At 36.1% G+C, this 15,657-nt stretch carries 13 protein-coding genes; 3 read left to right on the top strand and 10 right to left on the bottom strand.

Translation table 11 applies throughout. The annotated features are described in order from the left end of the window. The first annotated feature begins 180 nt into the window (after positions 1 to 180). The 3 genes from atpD (at position 181) to G508_RS0106900 (ending at position 2,897) form a co-directional block, all read left to right on the top strand. Positions 181 to 1,692 carry a F0F1 ATP synthase subunit beta gene (gene atpD / locus G508_RS0106910; RefSeq protein WP_026704632.1) on the top strand — a complete coding sequence of 504 codons (1,512 nt, stop codon included), beginning with the start codon at positions 181 to 183 and terminating at the stop codon, positions 1,690 to 1,692. A gap of 58 nt (positions 1,693 to 1,750) precedes the next feature. Then, a complete protein-coding gene (locus tag G508_RS0106905) occupies positions 1,751 to 2,032 on the top strand; it encodes a F0F1 ATP synthase subunit epsilon (protein WP_026704631.1) in 282 nt (93 codons plus the stop codon). 109 nt (positions 2,033 to 2,141) lie between these two features. Next, entirely contained in the window at positions 2,142 to 2,897 is a 756-nt protein-coding gene (locus G508_RS0106900) for an SGNH/GDSL hydrolase family protein (RefSeq protein ID WP_084625926.1), read from the top strand. A 55-nt stretch (positions 2,898 to 2,952) separates the two neighbouring features. Here the strand turns inward: G508_RS0106900 and G508_RS0106895 are convergent, their stop codons facing one another. The 10 genes from G508_RS0106895 to G508_RS0106850 all read right to left on the bottom strand — a co-directional run bounded on the left by G508_RS0106895 (position 2,953) and on the right by G508_RS0106850 (position 15,553). Then, positions 2,953 to 3,282: a 2Fe-2S iron-sulfur cluster-binding family protein gene (locus tag G508_RS0106895; protein ID WP_026704629.1), complete on the bottom strand. Its 330-nt coding sequence runs from the start codon at positions 3,280 to 3,282 to the stop codon at positions 2,953 to 2,955. Between the two features lie 2 nt (positions 3,283 to 3,284). Next, positions 3,285 to 4,337, bottom strand: a complete 1,053-nt coding sequence (locus G508_RS0106890; RefSeq protein ID WP_026704628.1) for an NAD(P)/FAD-dependent oxidoreductase — start codon at positions 4,335 to 4,337, stop codon at positions 3,285 to 3,287. A 215-nt stretch (positions 4,338 to 4,552) separates the two neighbouring features. After that, on the bottom strand, positions 4,553 to 4,792 hold the full coding sequence (locus G508_RS0106885; protein WP_026704627.1) for a NifU family protein: 240 nt from the start codon (positions 4,790 to 4,792) through the stop codon (positions 4,553 to 4,555). 61 nt (positions 4,793 to 4,853) lie between these two features. Next, positions 4,854 to 5,984, bottom strand: a complete 1,131-nt coding sequence (locus G508_RS0106880; protein ID WP_026704626.1) for an Mrp/NBP35 family ATP-binding protein — start codon at positions 5,982 to 5,984, stop codon at positions 4,854 to 4,856. Positions 5,985 to 6,112: 128 nt separating this feature from the next. Next, entirely contained in the window at positions 6,113 to 7,411 is a 1,299-nt protein-coding gene (locus tag G508_RS0106875) for a TolC family protein (RefSeq protein WP_169628017.1), read from the bottom strand. Between the two features lie 192 nt (positions 7,412 to 7,603). Further along, complete coding sequence (locus tag G508_RS0106870) at positions 7,604 to 10,024, bottom strand: ABC transporter permease (RefSeq protein WP_026704624.1); 2,421 nt, start codon at positions 10,022 to 10,024, stop codon at positions 7,604 to 7,606. A 73-nt stretch (positions 10,025 to 10,097) separates the two neighbouring features. Next, entirely contained in the window at positions 10,098 to 11,381 is a 1,284-nt protein-coding gene (locus tag G508_RS0106865; protein ID WP_035694323.1) for a hypothetical protein, read from the bottom strand. A 27-nt stretch (positions 11,382 to 11,408) separates the two neighbouring features. Next, positions 11,409 to 12,209 carry a head GIN domain-containing protein gene (locus tag G508_RS0106860; RefSeq protein ID WP_026704622.1) on the bottom strand — a complete coding sequence of 267 codons (801 nt, stop codon included), beginning with the start codon at positions 12,207 to 12,209 and terminating at the stop codon, positions 11,409 to 11,411. Between the two features lie 86 nt (positions 12,210 to 12,295). After that, positions 12,296 to 14,728 (bottom strand): ABC transporter permease, encoded by a 2,433-nt coding sequence (locus G508_RS0106855; protein WP_026704621.1) that lies wholly within the window; start codon positions 14,726 to 14,728, stop codon positions 12,296 to 12,298. Positions 14,729 to 14,851: 123 nt separating this feature from the next. Continuing rightward, positions 14,852 to 15,553, bottom strand: a complete 702-nt coding sequence (locus G508_RS0106850; RefSeq protein ID WP_026704620.1) for an ABC transporter ATP-binding protein — start codon at positions 15,551 to 15,553, stop codon at positions 14,852 to 14,854. Between the last annotated feature and the right edge of the window lie 104 nt (positions 15,554 to 15,657).

Genomic DNA, 15,657 nt, shown 5'->3' with positions numbered 1-15,657 from the left:
TTTTAATTCATAAAATGAAGAATTCTTTATCATTCAATACCAGCTTCTACAAAATCATAATTTTTAAATAAAAAAATAGCCGAATACTATTGATTTTATATTTTAAAAAATTATCTTTGCACTCTGAAAAAAGAGGTGTTTTTCATAAACCTAAATAGCTATTTAATAAATACATAAGTAATGTCAAAAGTAATAGGAAAAGTTGCCCAAATCATTGGTCCAGTAGTTGACGTAGTTTTCAACGGTAAGGATGTTGAACTTCCAAAAATCTATGATTCATTAGAAATCACTAAAAAAGACGGTACTTTATTAGTACTTGAGGTTCAATCTCACATTGGAGAGAATACAGTTCGTACCATTTCGATGGACTCAACAGATGGTTTGAGCAGAGGTTATGAAGTAGTTGCTACTGGTAATCCAATTAAAATGCCAATCGGAGCTGATGTTTACGGTCGTTTATTTAACGTAATCGGAGATGCGATTGACGGTTTAGGTGATTTGCCAAAAGAGGGTGACAATGGAATTTCTATTCACCGTTCTGCACCAAAATTTGAAGATTTATCTACTTCTACTGAAGTTTTATTCACAGGTATCAAAGTAATCGATTTGATCGAGCCTTATGCAAAAGGAGGTAAAATTGGATTGTTTGGTGGTGCTGGAGTTGGTAAAACAGTATTGATTCAGGAGTTGATCAACAATATCGCAAAAGGTCACGGTGGTCTTTCTGTATTCGCTGGAGTAGGAGAAAGAACACGTGAAGGAAATGACTTACTTCGTGAGATGTTAGAGTCAGGAATTATCAAATATGGCGAAGAATTCATGCACTCTATGGAAAATGGAGGATGGGATCTTTCTAAAGTTGATAAAATGGGAATGAGAGATTCTAAAGCAACTTTCGTTTTCGGACAAATGAACGAACCACCTGGAGCTAGAGCACGTGTTGCTTTGTCAGGTCTTTCTATCGCTGAATATTTCCGTGATGGAGCTGGAACTGACCAAGGAAAAGACGTTCTTTTCTTCGTTGATAACATCTTCCGTTTTACACAAGCTGGTTCTGAGGTGTCAGCACTATTAGGACGTATGCCATCAGCGGTAGGTTATCAACCAACATTAGCAACAGAAATGGGTGCGATGCAAGAACGTATCACCTCAACAAATAAAGGATCTATTACATCTGTACAGGCGGTTTACGTTCCTGCGGATGACTTAACGGATCCAGCACCAGCAACAACTTTTGCCCACTTAGATGCGACAACTGTATTGTCTCGTAAAATTGCTGAGCTTGGTATCTATCCTGCAGTAGATCCTTTGGATTCTACTTCAAGAATCTTGACACCACAAATCTTAGGAGATGAGCATTATGATTGTGCGCAAAGAGTGAAGGAAATTCTTCAAAAATACAAGCAATTGCAAGATATTATCGCGATTCTTGGTATGGAAGAACTTTCTGAAGAAGATAAATTATCTGTTTCAAGAGCTCGTCGTGTTCAACGTTTCTTGTCTCAACCTTTCCACGTAGCAGAACAATTTACAGGTATTCCTGGAGTTCTGGTTGACATTAAAGACACTATCAAAGGATTTAATATGATTATTGATGGAGAACTAGATCACCTTCCAGAAGCTGCTTTCAACTTAAAAGGAACTATCGAAGATGCTATCGAAGCAGGACAAAAAATGTTAGCAGAAGCTTAAAAAATAGTTAGCAGTGTTCAGTATTCAACTGAACACTGACTACTGAACACTAAATATTATGACTTTAGAAATTGTATCGCCAGAGGCAAAATTATTTTCAGGACAAGTAACTTCTGTTACTGTTCCAGGAATTGACGGTGAATTTCAGATGTTAAACCATCACGCTGCTATCATATCAATCCTTGTTGAAGGTGACATCAAAATTGTAGCCGACAACTTTAAAGCTACTAAAGAAGGCGAAGCGAAGTTCTTCATTGGAAGCGATAAAAAACACCATCTACCGATCAAGTCTGGTACTTTGGAAATGAAAGATAATAAAATTATTATCCTTGTAGATTAAATAAAAACACTATTAGAATTATATTAAAAGCTATCCTTTGGGTAGCTTTTTTGCATAAAATTTAAACTACTCTTTTGAAAATGACGTAAATAAATATAAATTGATCGTTATGAAAGTATTTTTTAGTAGCTTTTTATTTTTCATTGGATTGCTTTTTGCCTCTTGTTCGAGCAATGATGATCATGTGTCAAACAACAATAATCCAATGCAGAACCCTGTGGAGGAAGATTCAATCCCAGAAGATTCAGGAGAAGAAAATCCCGTAACCTACGAATTTAAGTATTTGGCTTTGGGTGATAGTTATACGATTGGGCAAAATGTTTGTGAAACTTGTCGATTTCCTTATCAATTGAAAGAAGGTTTAGAAAGTAATCTGAATGCTGACATTGAACTTAAGATTATTGCACAAACAGGTTGGACGACGACAAACTTAAAGAATGCTATTTCGAGCCAAAATCCAAGTACTGATTATGATTTGGTGACGCTTTTAATTGGAGTGAACAATCAATATCAGAATAAGCCATTTTCGTTATATGAACAGGAATTCCCCGAACTATTAACAACAGCTATTGCTTTAGCCAAAGGCGATAAGAATAATGTGATTGTGGTCTCCATTCCAGATTATGCTTTCACGCCTTATGGAAATGGTTCTTCGATTATTTCAACTCAGATTGATGCTTATAACGCTTTCGCGGAAAATTATGCGACACAAAATGGAGTTGTATTCGTGAATATTACTGACATCACAAGGCAGGGTTTAGCGAATCCAGCTTTAGTTGCATCAGATGGCTTGCATCCTTCAGCTTTGGCTTATGCTCAATTTGTAGAACGGATTTTGCCTAAAGCAATTTTGAGTTTGGAGTAAACAAAAACAGCCAAAAAGAATTTCTTTTTGGCTGTTTTTGTTTTATCAAAAATGATTATTCCGGAGCTAATTCCAATTCCAAACCTTCCAGTTCTTCCGTAATATGGAGTTGACAACCCAAACGGCTGTTTGATTTTACATGAAAAGCTTCTGATAACATCGCCTCTTCATCATCACTCATTTCCGGCAATTCAACTTCATTCAGCACATAGCATTGGCAAGAAGCACACATGGCCATTCCGCCACAAATTCCGATTGTTCCTTCTGGAGCCAATTCGTAAGCACGAACAAGTTCCATAATATTCATGTTCATATCGGTTGGTGCTTGAACTTCGTGCTGGATACCTTCTCGGTCGGTAATTTTTATGGTAACGTCTTGTGCCATAATTAATCTATCGATTTAACAACTGCTTTTTCAGCCTCTTTTCTAGTTCCATCAAAACCGTCGACACCAGAAACTGTTGTGTATTTCATTACATATTTTTTACCAGGATTCATTCGTTGATACACACTTTGGCACATTAAAGTGGCTTCATGAAAACCGCAAAGAATCAATTTTAATTTGCCTGGATACGTGTTTACATCACCAATGGCATAGATTCCTGGAATGTTGGTTTGGTAGTCTAATGAATTATCAACCTTGATGGCATTCTTCTCAATTTCTAATCCCCAATTTGCGATTGGACCTAATTTTGGCGAAAGCCCAAAAAGCGGAATAAAATAATCAGTTTCGATAATTCTATGAGCTCCATTTTCTTCAATATCAATAGATTCAAGACGTTCGGCACCGTTTAATCCTACAACTTCTGCAGGAGTAATCAGTTTTATCTTTCCTTCGTTTTTTAATTCCTGCACTTTATCGACAGAATCCAAAGCACCACGGAACTCATTTCTTCGGTGTATCAAGGTAACTTCTGAAGCAACATTCGAAAGGAAGATACTCCAGTCTAAAGCCGAATCTCCACCACCAGCGATTACAACTCTCTTATCCCTAAATTTTTCTGGGTTTTTGATAAAATATTTTACGCCTTTGTCTTCATAGAATTCAATGTCTTCTATCAAAGGTTTTCGAGGTTCAAAACTTCCCAAACCTCCAGCAATTGCTACAGAATTGGCGTGGTGTTTCGTTCCTTTGTGAGTGGTTACGATAAAGGTTCCGTCTTCGAGTTTTTCAATGGTTTCAGCACGTTCTCCAAGTGTAAATCCTGGTTGGAATTGCTTGATTTGTTCCATCAAATTATCTACTAAATCACCAGCTAAAACTTCTGGAAATCCGGGAATGTCGAAGATTGGTTTTTTAGGATATAATTCAGATAATTGTCCTCCAGGCTGAGGTAGGGCATCGATGATATGACATTTTAATTTTAGTAATCCTGCTTCAAAAACAGCAAAAAGTCCAGTCGGACCTGCTCCAATAATAAGTATATCTGTTTTAATCATTTTTTTAAGTTTCTGAGATTCAAAGTTTCTGAGTTACAAAGTTCTCAAAACTTAGAAGTTTATTTTATGACATTTGTCAGTTTGGGAAATGGAAATTTTGTTTAACAATTGCTTGTTCTCAAATGATTTTGGCAGCTTTTTTTCATAGTTAAAACTATCAATTCTAGTCTAATCTGATAGAAATGATAGTTTTAATAATTGGTTACTTCAATTTCCTAGGCAACATTTACCACAGTTTCAATTTGTGGTGCATATTTTTTAATGGTAGTTTCTACACCCGCTTTTAGCGTCATTTGATTGACACTGCAAGAAATGCAAGCTCCTTCAAGACGCACTTTTACGTGTTTGTCATCTTCGATTGAGATGAGCTTGATGTCGCCACCATCTGAATTCAAAAACGGACGAATTTCTTCCAACGCTTTCTCGATGTTCAATGTTAATTCTTCTGTGTTCATATTTCTTGATTTAAAGATTGAAAAATTTAAAGGATTTAAAGATTTCGCTCTATTATCTAAATTATTTCTTTACTGCCGAACAACCTGCCATTGTAGTAATCTTCACTGCTTCGGAAGGTGGTAAATTTTCGTTTCTGTTTACGGTTTCCTGCACTACATTTCTAGCGATTTCTTCGTAAACTTTTTCCAAAGGTGATGCGGTTTGCAAAGCAGCCGGACGACCATAATCTCCTGCTTCACGGATGGATTGAACGATTGGGACTTCTCCTAAAAAGGGAACATTTAAATCTGCTGCAAGATTTTTTGCACCTTCTTTTCCGAAGATATAATATTTATTTTCTGGTAATTCTTCTGGAGTGAAATAAGCCATATTTTCGATGATTCCTAAAACTGGAACGTTGATACTGTCCGATTGGAACATCGCAACTCCTTTTTTAGCATCGGCTAAGGCAACGGCTTGTGGCGTACTTACGATAACAGCTCCTGTAATTGGCAAAGATTGAACGATGGAAAGATGAATATCCCCAGTTCCTGGAGGCAAATCGATTAGCATAAAGTCAAGTTCACCCCAATCTGCATCAAAAATCATTTGGTTCAGGGCTTTGGAGGCCATTGGTCCTCTCCAGATTACGGCTTGGCTTGGTGCTGTGAAAAACCCGATTGAAAGTATTTTTACTTCATAACTTTCAATTGGCTTCATTTTTGACTTTCCGTCAACATTAACTGAAATTGGTTTTTCAGATTCTACATCAAACATAATTGGCATGGAAGGTCCATAAATATCAGCATCCAAAACACCAACATTGAACCCCATTTTTGCCAATGTAACAGCAAGATTTGCGGTAGTGGTAGATTTTCCTACGCCACCTTTTCCTGAAGCTACGGCAATTATATTCTTGATTCCAGGAATTGCTTTTCCTTTTATTTCGGTAGGTTTTTCTGGAGTTTCAACTTTGATGTTGACTTTTACTTTCGCGTCTGGATTGAACTTTTCCTGAATTAATTTTCGGATGTCTTCTTCAGCGCGTTTTTTGATGTGCATTGCAGGTGTCGAAATCGTTAAATCTACGATTGCTTCTTCGCCAAATGTCACGACATTTGTAACGGCTCCGCTTTCGACCATATTTTTTCCTTCTCCTGCTATTGATAACGTTTCTAAAGCTTTAAGTATTTCTTTTCTATCTAATTTCATTGGATATATGAGGTGCAATTCTTTTCAATTGCTTTTTTATTAAGATTGAATTTAGATTGCAAAGATAATACGAAATGTTCTTAAAATAAAGATAAAGGATTGGTTTTGTTTATGGTGGTATTGTCAGTTTATAATTCGTTTTTTTGAATTAAATTTATTTTCAAAGAAGCATATTGCAGTAATAAATTATTTTTCAGAAAATCATACTCGGAAGAAAGCAATTGGTTTTTGACCGAATTATACCCAACGGCATCAATTTTTCCGCTAGTGAATTTTGACTGTGTGGTTTTGAACGATTCTTGGGCATATTTCAAGGTGTTTTTTAAGTTGTCGGACAGCTTCAGATATTGCTTTTTACGCATGTTTTCGAGTTCGATTTGTTGTTCGATTTTAATTTTTTCTTGTTCCGAAAGCAGTTTTGTCCTTTCAGATTCTATCTTCGATGCCTTGATTTGTTTGTTGTTTCTGAATCCTGTAAAAATCGGGATGCTCATTTGCAAGCCTACCTGATGGTTTTTATTATCGTCCAATTGTGTTCGAAAACCGACAACATTAGCATTTGGCTGATTGATTGGAGAAGAATAAAAAGTTGATAATTGATAAAAGGCTGAAAGTGTAGGACGGTTAACAGAACGTTGAATCGAAATATCCGTCTTGGAACTTTTATAAGCCAATTCGGCAAATTGAATTTTTGGATTATTGATTTCGGAGGAAACAATCTCGGTTTCATTTCCTAAATAAGTTTCCAGAACGATATCCTCTAGGTTTTCCACTTTAAAATTCATCAATTGAAAAAGTTGCAATTTTTGGGTTTCAAACAATTGTTCGGCTTCCATAAGGCGTTTTTCGTCTTGAGAGAAACTCAATTGAATGTCGTATAAATCGCTTTGGGGCTTGTTGCCAATTTCGACTTCTTTTTCAATTCTGTTAAGGTTGAAGGTGCTATTTTTTAATTGCTCTTTTTGGATTTTAACCAACTCCTGTGAGAACAAAGCATCGAAGTATTTTTCCAATAGTTGCAATTTGTAGTCGTATTCAATGACTGATTTATCGGCTTTTGCCATTTCGATTTCAATTTTATTTTTTTTGGCTGTAGCCAAATTATTAAAGTCGAGAATATTCATATTGGCATTCAGGAAAAAATTGTCCCACTGAATGTCAGAGCTTACCCTGTTGTTGGTTGTTGGGTCGATGGTCGAGCCAAAATTATAACTGTGATTTCCGTTTAAACTCACGCTTGGGAAAAGTTCCAAAAGAGGATGTGTGTAGCGTTTTTGAGCCTTTGTGACTTCGAGTTGCTTTACTTTTATATCAATACTGTTTTGCATGGCTACATCAACACACTTTTGCAATGACCAAGAATTTTCCTGGCCATTCACAAAAATGCTCGAAGTAATTAAGAGCAAACTCAAAATTAATTTTTTCATTGGAATTATATTTTTTTGAATCATCTGGGATTAAGGTTTAATAGAAGCCTAAAGATTTTATCTAGCCCTGATGGTTGCAACTATCCTTTTGTTCTGGCCCCGAAGCGTCGGGACAGAACAAAAGATAGTGCATCCAGCAGGAACATGTCCCGAAGCTTCGGGATGAAAAAGCCTTATGTGATGCTCCTTAAATTATTCATATTTTAAATAGTTCAATACGTCGATTCTGGTGGCTTGATAGGCTTTTGACAATACGATAAGCAAGGTGAGAATCAGTAAAACTACAAATCCAATAAGGAATGGGAGGATGGAGATTTCGATTCGGAAAGCAAAATTCTCCAGCCATTTTCCAAGTAAATAATAAACTGGAAATAGAGCAATCAAGAAGCCAATTACACAAAACACGATGTACTGTCTTGAAAGTTCCTTGAGTAATGTTTTGGTTTCGGCACCAAGGGTTTTTCTGATGGCGATTTCCTTCATTCGTCTTTCGATCGAGTAGGAGGCGAGGGCGAACAATCCGAAAACGGCGATTAGAATTACGACTATATTCAATAAACTAAACAGGTTTCGTTGTTTGACGTAGGCTTGATAGGTTCGGGCATAATTTTTATCTACAAAATCATATTCAAACGGATAATCGGTATTAACTTTTGTGGTCCAAAATTTTTCGATAGCAGTTACCGTTTCTTGCATATTTTCGGCTTGGACTTTAATGTAGATTCGGTTGAGATTATAGGACATCCAATCGATGGTTTTGAAATGGAAAAATGCCATTGGAGGAATTTCGGCCTGTGGTCCATAAAGATGAAAATCTTTTACGACACCGATAATTTTTAGTTTTTCGTCGTTCCAATCTACTACCTTTCCAATTGGATTTTTTTCGTTCATTTGCTTTAAAGCCGTTTCGTTTATCATCATAGAGTTAATCGTATCGGATGCAATTTGAGGATTGAAATTTCGACCTTCAAGCATTTTTATTTTCATCATGTCAAGAAGTTCAAAATCGACCGCCATGTTTTGACCTTGAATGCTGAGACCGTTATAAGTGAAACTTGATGAAGAATTGGAACTGTTGCCAAAAGAAAAAGCACCTGTAGAAACGTCTTCGACCCCCTTAATTTTTAATAGCTCTTGTTTTAGTGTGTGATAGCGGTTGAAGATTTTTTTTGGATCATCATGATCGGGTCTTCTATAATAGATGTCTAATACCTGATCGCCTTGAAAACCAATTTCCTTTGTACTCATGAATTTTACTTGTTGATGCACGATGTAGGAACCAATGATAAAGAACGAAGCGATTGCAAATTGCAGCACCAACATTCCGTTTCGGAGCCAGACGCCACTTTTGCTTCGTCCGAAATTGCCTTTCAAAACGTTTAGCGTTTCAAAATTTGCGACATAAATGGCAGGTAAAATTCCGGCGACTAGAATCACCAAACAAAAAATAGCCAGGAGTTGTATAAAAAACAAACTACCCTCGATGACTAATTGTTTTCCTAGAAAATCATTGTAAAAAGGTAAAGAAAGCTCTACAATTACTAAAGCTAATAGTATTGCAAAACAAGTGATGAGTGCGGTTTCAAAAATAAATTGACAAACAATATTTTTTTTTGTTGCACCAATTATTTTTCGAACTCCTACTTCCTTGGCTCTTTTTATGGCATTTGCCGTAGCAAGATTGATGTAGTTGACAATAGAGAGAAAGAGGATTAAAATTGATAATCCCATCATGATCATCAAGAATTGATAATTGCCTCGGCCTTCTGGGTAACTGTTTGTAACAGAATGCAATCGTGCTGTTGAAAGCGGTTCAAGGACTACTTTATTTCTGCCATTTTTTTTGATGTATTCTTCTGGCGAAATTCCTTCTTCTTTTGCCCATCTTTTAATGCTGTTTTCATAAAACAAAGCCTCAATTCTATCAATAACAGCTTGGGTTTTTGTCGGGTCTTTTAATTTTACTAACAATCCGAAACTAAAATTTCCCCAGTTTTCGTTTTTACTTTCTTCTGCAATTCTTCCATCAATGATGCTGGTAACGGCCAAAGGTGCAAATGATGATTTGCCAGGAATTTTATAAACTCCCCGAACCACCATTGTTCGTCCAGAATAGTGAAGCTGTTTGCCTAAAACTTTAGTTGTTCCAAAGAGATTTTGGGCTGTAGCTTCGGAGAGTGCAATGCTCGTGTTGTCTTTTATCGCTGATATTGGATCACCTTGAATAAACTCGAATGGGAAATAGGAAAAAAACGTAGATTGTGCATCCAAGATACCGTTGAGTAATGTTTTTTTTCCGTTATATTCTAGGATTTCATTAAAATACCAATTGTTTAAAAAACAATGACTTTCGAGTTCTGGAAAGTTTTTTAAATGATTCTCAAGTGGAGCTACATTGGTGTTCCAATAAGTGTCTTCGCTAACATTATTTAGTACCTGAAAAACTTTTTCTTTCTCCGGATTCCAAACATTGTAGGAATGCTCGTCGTTCCAATACAAGATGGCAAAAACAAGTCCGGCGATTCCCATACTCAATCCTAAAATATTGAGAGTGGTAAATAATTTATTGTTTTTTATCTGATACAGAAATATTTTAAACCAATTTTTCAGCATGATGTGTTCGTTTTTTGATGATGAATTAACTTTAGATTTATAGCACTTTTTTGATGTAAACTAAACCTTCTATTTATTTTGTTTTAAATGCAATTTTATATTCTTGAGCTCCAAATGGATAGCCATCTATTGATTTTGTTGATCTATCAGTGATATAAAAGTCATATTCGGTGTCGGGTTTTAGGGCTATAGTTTCAATTGTTAAGATTGTTTTTGTATCGTTTAAACCTAAAATTTTTTGTAATGGAAAATGTTCTTTCCCAAATTTTGAAAAATTTATAGAAATATTCTCTTGCATTGGTTTGGAAAATACAATTTGAATTTTGTTGATATCCGGACTTACATTTTCGCTACCGTTTTCAAATTCTTGGATGCGGATTATCTGAGGTTGATTGCTTTTGTAAGTAGATTTTATTTGTTCCACATCTATGCTTTCTTTAAAATATTTTGACTTTTCTAAAAAATGTAGGACGGCTTTTTCATCATTGAAATCTAAATCTATAATATCTTTTATGGCTTGTTTTTTATGGCTTGCGTTTTTATAGTATTTTTTGGAAATGATATAGCCAACATAATATCCTAAATCTGGATGTTTGCTGTTTTGGTAATTGTAAAACCAGTTGCTAAAGTTTTGACTAAACATTTCCTGTTTAAAAGCAGACATTATAGCTTCATTATTCGTTATTCCATAATTAATGTAATGTGCTGTGAATTTTTTGTTTAAAGTTAATTCTGCAATAAAATCGCATGAACCTTCTTTGATTGCTTTTGCTAACACATTGATTTCTCCTTCTTTCTGAAAAAGATGAACCGTTTCGTGAACAGTAACCTGTTCTAACTGTGATGAACTAGAATATGAAAAGATTTTTTGAAGTTCATTATTTTCAAATTCCGAAACAATGGTATTTTTATCTCCCACTATTTTTTCTAGGCCCAAAAGTAAATCTTCATTTGTAGCAGTTCCTCCTGATTTTAAGGTACCTAATGTAAAGTAAATTGTTCCCTGTAAATTATGAGGATATAGCTTTTTTAGTTTTTTCAATGCTTTGTTGATTTTCTCAATTTTAGTATCGTTTACTATGGTATTGGCTCTTATAGAGTTCCAAAACAGAGGATACTTTTCCATAACATATAAATAATCATCTTCTCCAAAATTTTTGATCTCCATAAATGATTTTAATCCGTCTGATTTTTTATTTAAAAAAAGAGCATTAAGAATTTCCCTTTTGTTTTTGTCGGTCTTTTGGAGGCTATCAAAGGCTATCCAAAAATTACTAATATCAGACGAGCAGATTTTTTGAGCACTTGATGGAGTCAAAAATGTAATTAAAAAAAGAAATAAAAATATTTTCTTCATAATGATAGGGTTTCAAGTAAAATACAATTATCTTTTAGATACAGAACCCGAGGAACTTTCGCTTTTTTCAACACTAGTTGGATTTCCAAAAAAAGTAATCGAAGCACTCGAAGAAGCACTTGCCACTAGTTTTTCGGTTGCATGGATATCAACATCAGATGAACTACTGGATTCTACAACTGCATTTTTAGCGATTAAGTTCTTCGCTTTGCAATCGGCCGAGCTGCTTGATTTTATGGTTATTTTTTCGGTTGTTCCAGACAATTCCACATCTGCCGAACTGCTGACTTTCACATCAATTGCATCGGCTGTGATATTGGCATCTACATCGCCACTGGACGAAGATTCTATCATAGCATTCGAACATTTAATCGTTCCGGCAAAACTTCCGCTTGACGAACAATCAATGGCTATATTCTTTGCATTCAGGCTGTTTTTGATGAAAATCGAACCCGAAGAACTCGCTCTAAAATCTTCAACTAATGCATTACTAACATATACTTTCAAGACGTCAAAATTGATGTTGTTGTAGCTGTTGCTGTAATTTTTTCTTTTGCGTTTCTTTTTGGTTTCAGGTTTTGGAGCATTTTCGGTATTCAGATAAACTCGTAAAGTCGAACCTTCGATTTCGGTTTTGATGTATTGTAATTTCTCATTATCATCAGTTTCAACTTTTACTTCTTGAGTGGATGATTGGGTGTAAATCAACTCGATTCCGTTTGAAACTTTAATTTTCGAGAATTCGCCAACCGTTCGATTTTCTGAAACCTGTGCATTGGTTAATAAACTGAATAATACTGCTGTTGTAAAGAAGATAACTCGTATCATAATTTTATTTTTTTATTAATTATTTTTTATTTCTATTTATAAAGTGATTCCGTTCCAACAATTCCCCGCCGTGGCGGGTTAGGGGGCTATTCATATTTTAAATACTTCAAAACATCCATCCTTGTCGCCTGATAAGCCCGTGAAAGCACCACAATCAAGGTCAGAATTACCAAGGCTGCAAACCCAATCACGAACGGAATTGCTGATATGTCAATTCTGTAAGCAAAATTTTCGAGCCATTTGTCCAGCAGGAAATACACAGGAAAAAGAGCCATTACAAATCCGATGATACAGAAGATGATATATTGTTTTGACAATTCTTTTAATAATGTTTTCGTTTCGGCTCCCAATGTTTTTCTGATGGCAATTTCCTTCATTCTTCGTTGGATGGAATAGGAGGCAAGTGCGAATAATCCGAAAAGGGAAATAATGATGACAACCAAATTCAACAGTGAAAACAAATTACGTTGATAGACATAATTCTGATAGGATCGGGAAAAATTCTTGTCCACAAAATCATAGGTGAACGGAAAATCTCCCTCTACATTTTTAACCCAAAAGGCTTCAATTTCTGCCAAGGCCGATTCCATTTTTTCGGGTTCAATCTTCAAATAGATTGATTCTGCATTTAGGATCATCCAGTCGCTGGTTTTATAATGGAAAAAAGTCATTGGCGGAATATCTTCTTGTGGGCCATTGATGTGAAAATCTTTTACGACACCAATAATTTCAAGCTCCTTGTTATTCCAAGTGACTTTTTTTCCAATTGGGTTTTTCTCGTTCATCATCCGTATGGCTGTTTCATTTAGCAAAATAGAAGTAGCGGTGTCTGCAGAAAATGCAGCCGAAATGTCTCTTCCTTCCTTGATTTTTATGTTTATCATGTCAAGCATGCCAAAATCAATGAGCATATTTTTGCTTTGAACGGTAACTTTGTTGTTGTAGTCAAAGCTGGAGGAAGCCGAAACGGTCTTTCCAAACGAGAAAGAGCCCGCCGAAACACTCTTCACGCCTTCAATCTTTGAAAGGGCTTGTTTGATAAAGCTGTAGCGATTGGTCGTTTTCTGGATAAAGTCTTTTTCCTCATAGTCATAGGTGTTTCGGTATTCCACCTGCACAATCTGGTCGCCATTGAAGCCGAGGTCTTTCGAGCTGAAATAGTCAATCTGCTGATAAACAATATAGGAGCCTACCATAAAGAACGAGGCAATGGCAAATTGAAAAACAAGCATTCCGTTTCTGAGCCAGATGCCGTTTTTGCTTCTGGAAAAATTGCCTTTCAGTACTTTTACGGTTTCAAAATTAGCCACATAAAGTGCTGGAAAGATGCCTGCAAAGACAACGATAACCGCCAAGATCATAAGCAATTGCAAATAGAACTCCTGGGTATGGATTTTTAAGGTTTTCCCTAAAAAGTCATTGTAATAAGGCAATGAAAGTTCAACGATTACAAGTCCAATTAACAAGGCGATTATCGCAGTCAGAGCGGTTTCTAATAAAAACTGACAAACGATATTTGCTTTTGAAGCGCCAAGAATTTTTCGAAGTCCTACTTCTTTTGCCCTCTTGATGGCATTTGCAGTCGCAAGATTGATATAATTAACCGTTGATAAAATCAATATCAGAATCGAAATTCCCATCATAATCCTTAGGAACTGCAAGTTTCCCTTGCCTCCTGGATATCCTTCAACATCTGAATTTAATCGGGCATCAGTTAAGGGTTGTAATTCAATTTTAGTTGGTCTTCCACCTTTTTTATGCCATTCCGCTAATGTGATCCCCTCGGCCTTTGCCCATTTCAAATCGCGGTTTTCAAAAAGGATGTGTTCCATTTTTTTAATTACCGAAGCCGTATCAGAGGGTTTTTTAACCTTTAAAAGCAAGCCATAATTAAAATTTCCCCATTCGGTCAGGTCAGTCTTCAATCGTTTTTGCATATCGTTCATCACAACATCGGGAGCCATTGAAGATTTTCCCGGAATGCGATACACACCACGAACCACATATTTTTTCTTCTTGTAGCTGACTTCTTGGTTCAGTGCCTCGCCCTCTCCAAACAAAGCTTTTGCAGTACTTTCAGAAATGGCAATACTGCTTTCATCTGCAACAGCATTCTTTGCATTTCCTTCTATGAAATCAAATGGAAAAAAGGAAAAGAAGTTGTCTTGAACCGCACTCACATTAGCAATGGTTTTGCGGTTCAACGTTTTGAGGACTTCTTTTTCATACCAGTTTTCAAAATAGCAATATTCTTCAAGTTCTGGAAAATCTTTTTTAAAGTAAGGCTCAAAACCTGCCACATTCGAAGCCCACTTGATGTTATTGCCAACAGAAGTTATCGATAAAAACACCTTGTCTTTCTCTGGATTCCAAGCGTCATACGAATGCTCGTCATTCCAATACAGAATCGCAAAACCCACCCCCGCCATTCCCAAACTCAACCCCAAAACGTTGAGAGCCGTGAAGAGCTTGTTGTTTTTTATCTGATAGATGAATATGTTGAACCAGTTTTTAAGCATTTTTATTTTGATTGATGAAAATTAGGTTTAAAACATTTATAGACGTACCAAATTTGTGTGAATCAGTGAAATTTGTGTTGATTTTTGGCAAATTAGATCTGTGTAAATCTGTGAAATCTGTGTTTACTGAACAAACACATCCACATTCCTGCCATTGGTTTTTTCCGAAAGCACCATTCCGTCTTTCATGAAAATGGTTTTTTGCGAAAACGAAGCATCATAATCCGAGTGTGTTACCATCAGGATTGTGGCTCCATTGGCATGCAAATCCGTCAATAATTCCATCACGTCGTTACCATTCTTGCTGTCCAAGTTGCCAGTTGGCTCATCCGCGAGGATAATTTTAGGATCGTTGATTAATGCTCTCGCAACGGCAACCCTCTGCTGTTGTCCACCCGAAAGTTGTTGCGGAAAATGTTTCAAACGGTGCGAAATTGCCAAACGTTCTGCAATAGCCTCTACTTTTTTCTTTCTTTCAGATGATGAAACGTTGTTGTAAATGAGTGGCAACTCAATATTGTCATACACCGAAAGCTCATCGATGAGGTTAAAGTTCTGGAAGATAAAACCAATGTTTTGTTTCCTGATTTTAGATTTTTCCGATTCGCTCAAGCCCAGCATTTCTTGGTCGAGTAACTTATAACTTCCGCTCGAAGCACTGTCTAAAAGTCCTACTATATTCAGCAAGGTCGATTTTCCGCAACCTGACGCACCCATAATTGTGATAAATTCACCTTGTTTCACTTCCAAGGCAATCTCATTCAAGGCCTTTGTTTCCACTTCCTCAGTTCTGAAGATTTTCGATAGATTCTGAATTTTAATCATAATGTTTCCTTTTTAAATTGTTTGCCAGCTTGATTAGAACTGTTTGCTTTTTGACTTGATGATTGATACTCCAGCTTGATTAGGACTGATCATTTATTAGTTTA

Source organism: Flavobacterium soli DSM 19725 (assembly GCF_000422705.1).
GTDB classification, from domain to species: Bacteria; Bacteroidota; Bacteroidia; order Flavobacteriales; family Flavobacteriaceae; genus Flavobacterium; species Flavobacterium soli.
Note: the sequence above shows the minus strand (reverse complement) of the source record. Positions and strands in the feature narration are given on the sequence as shown.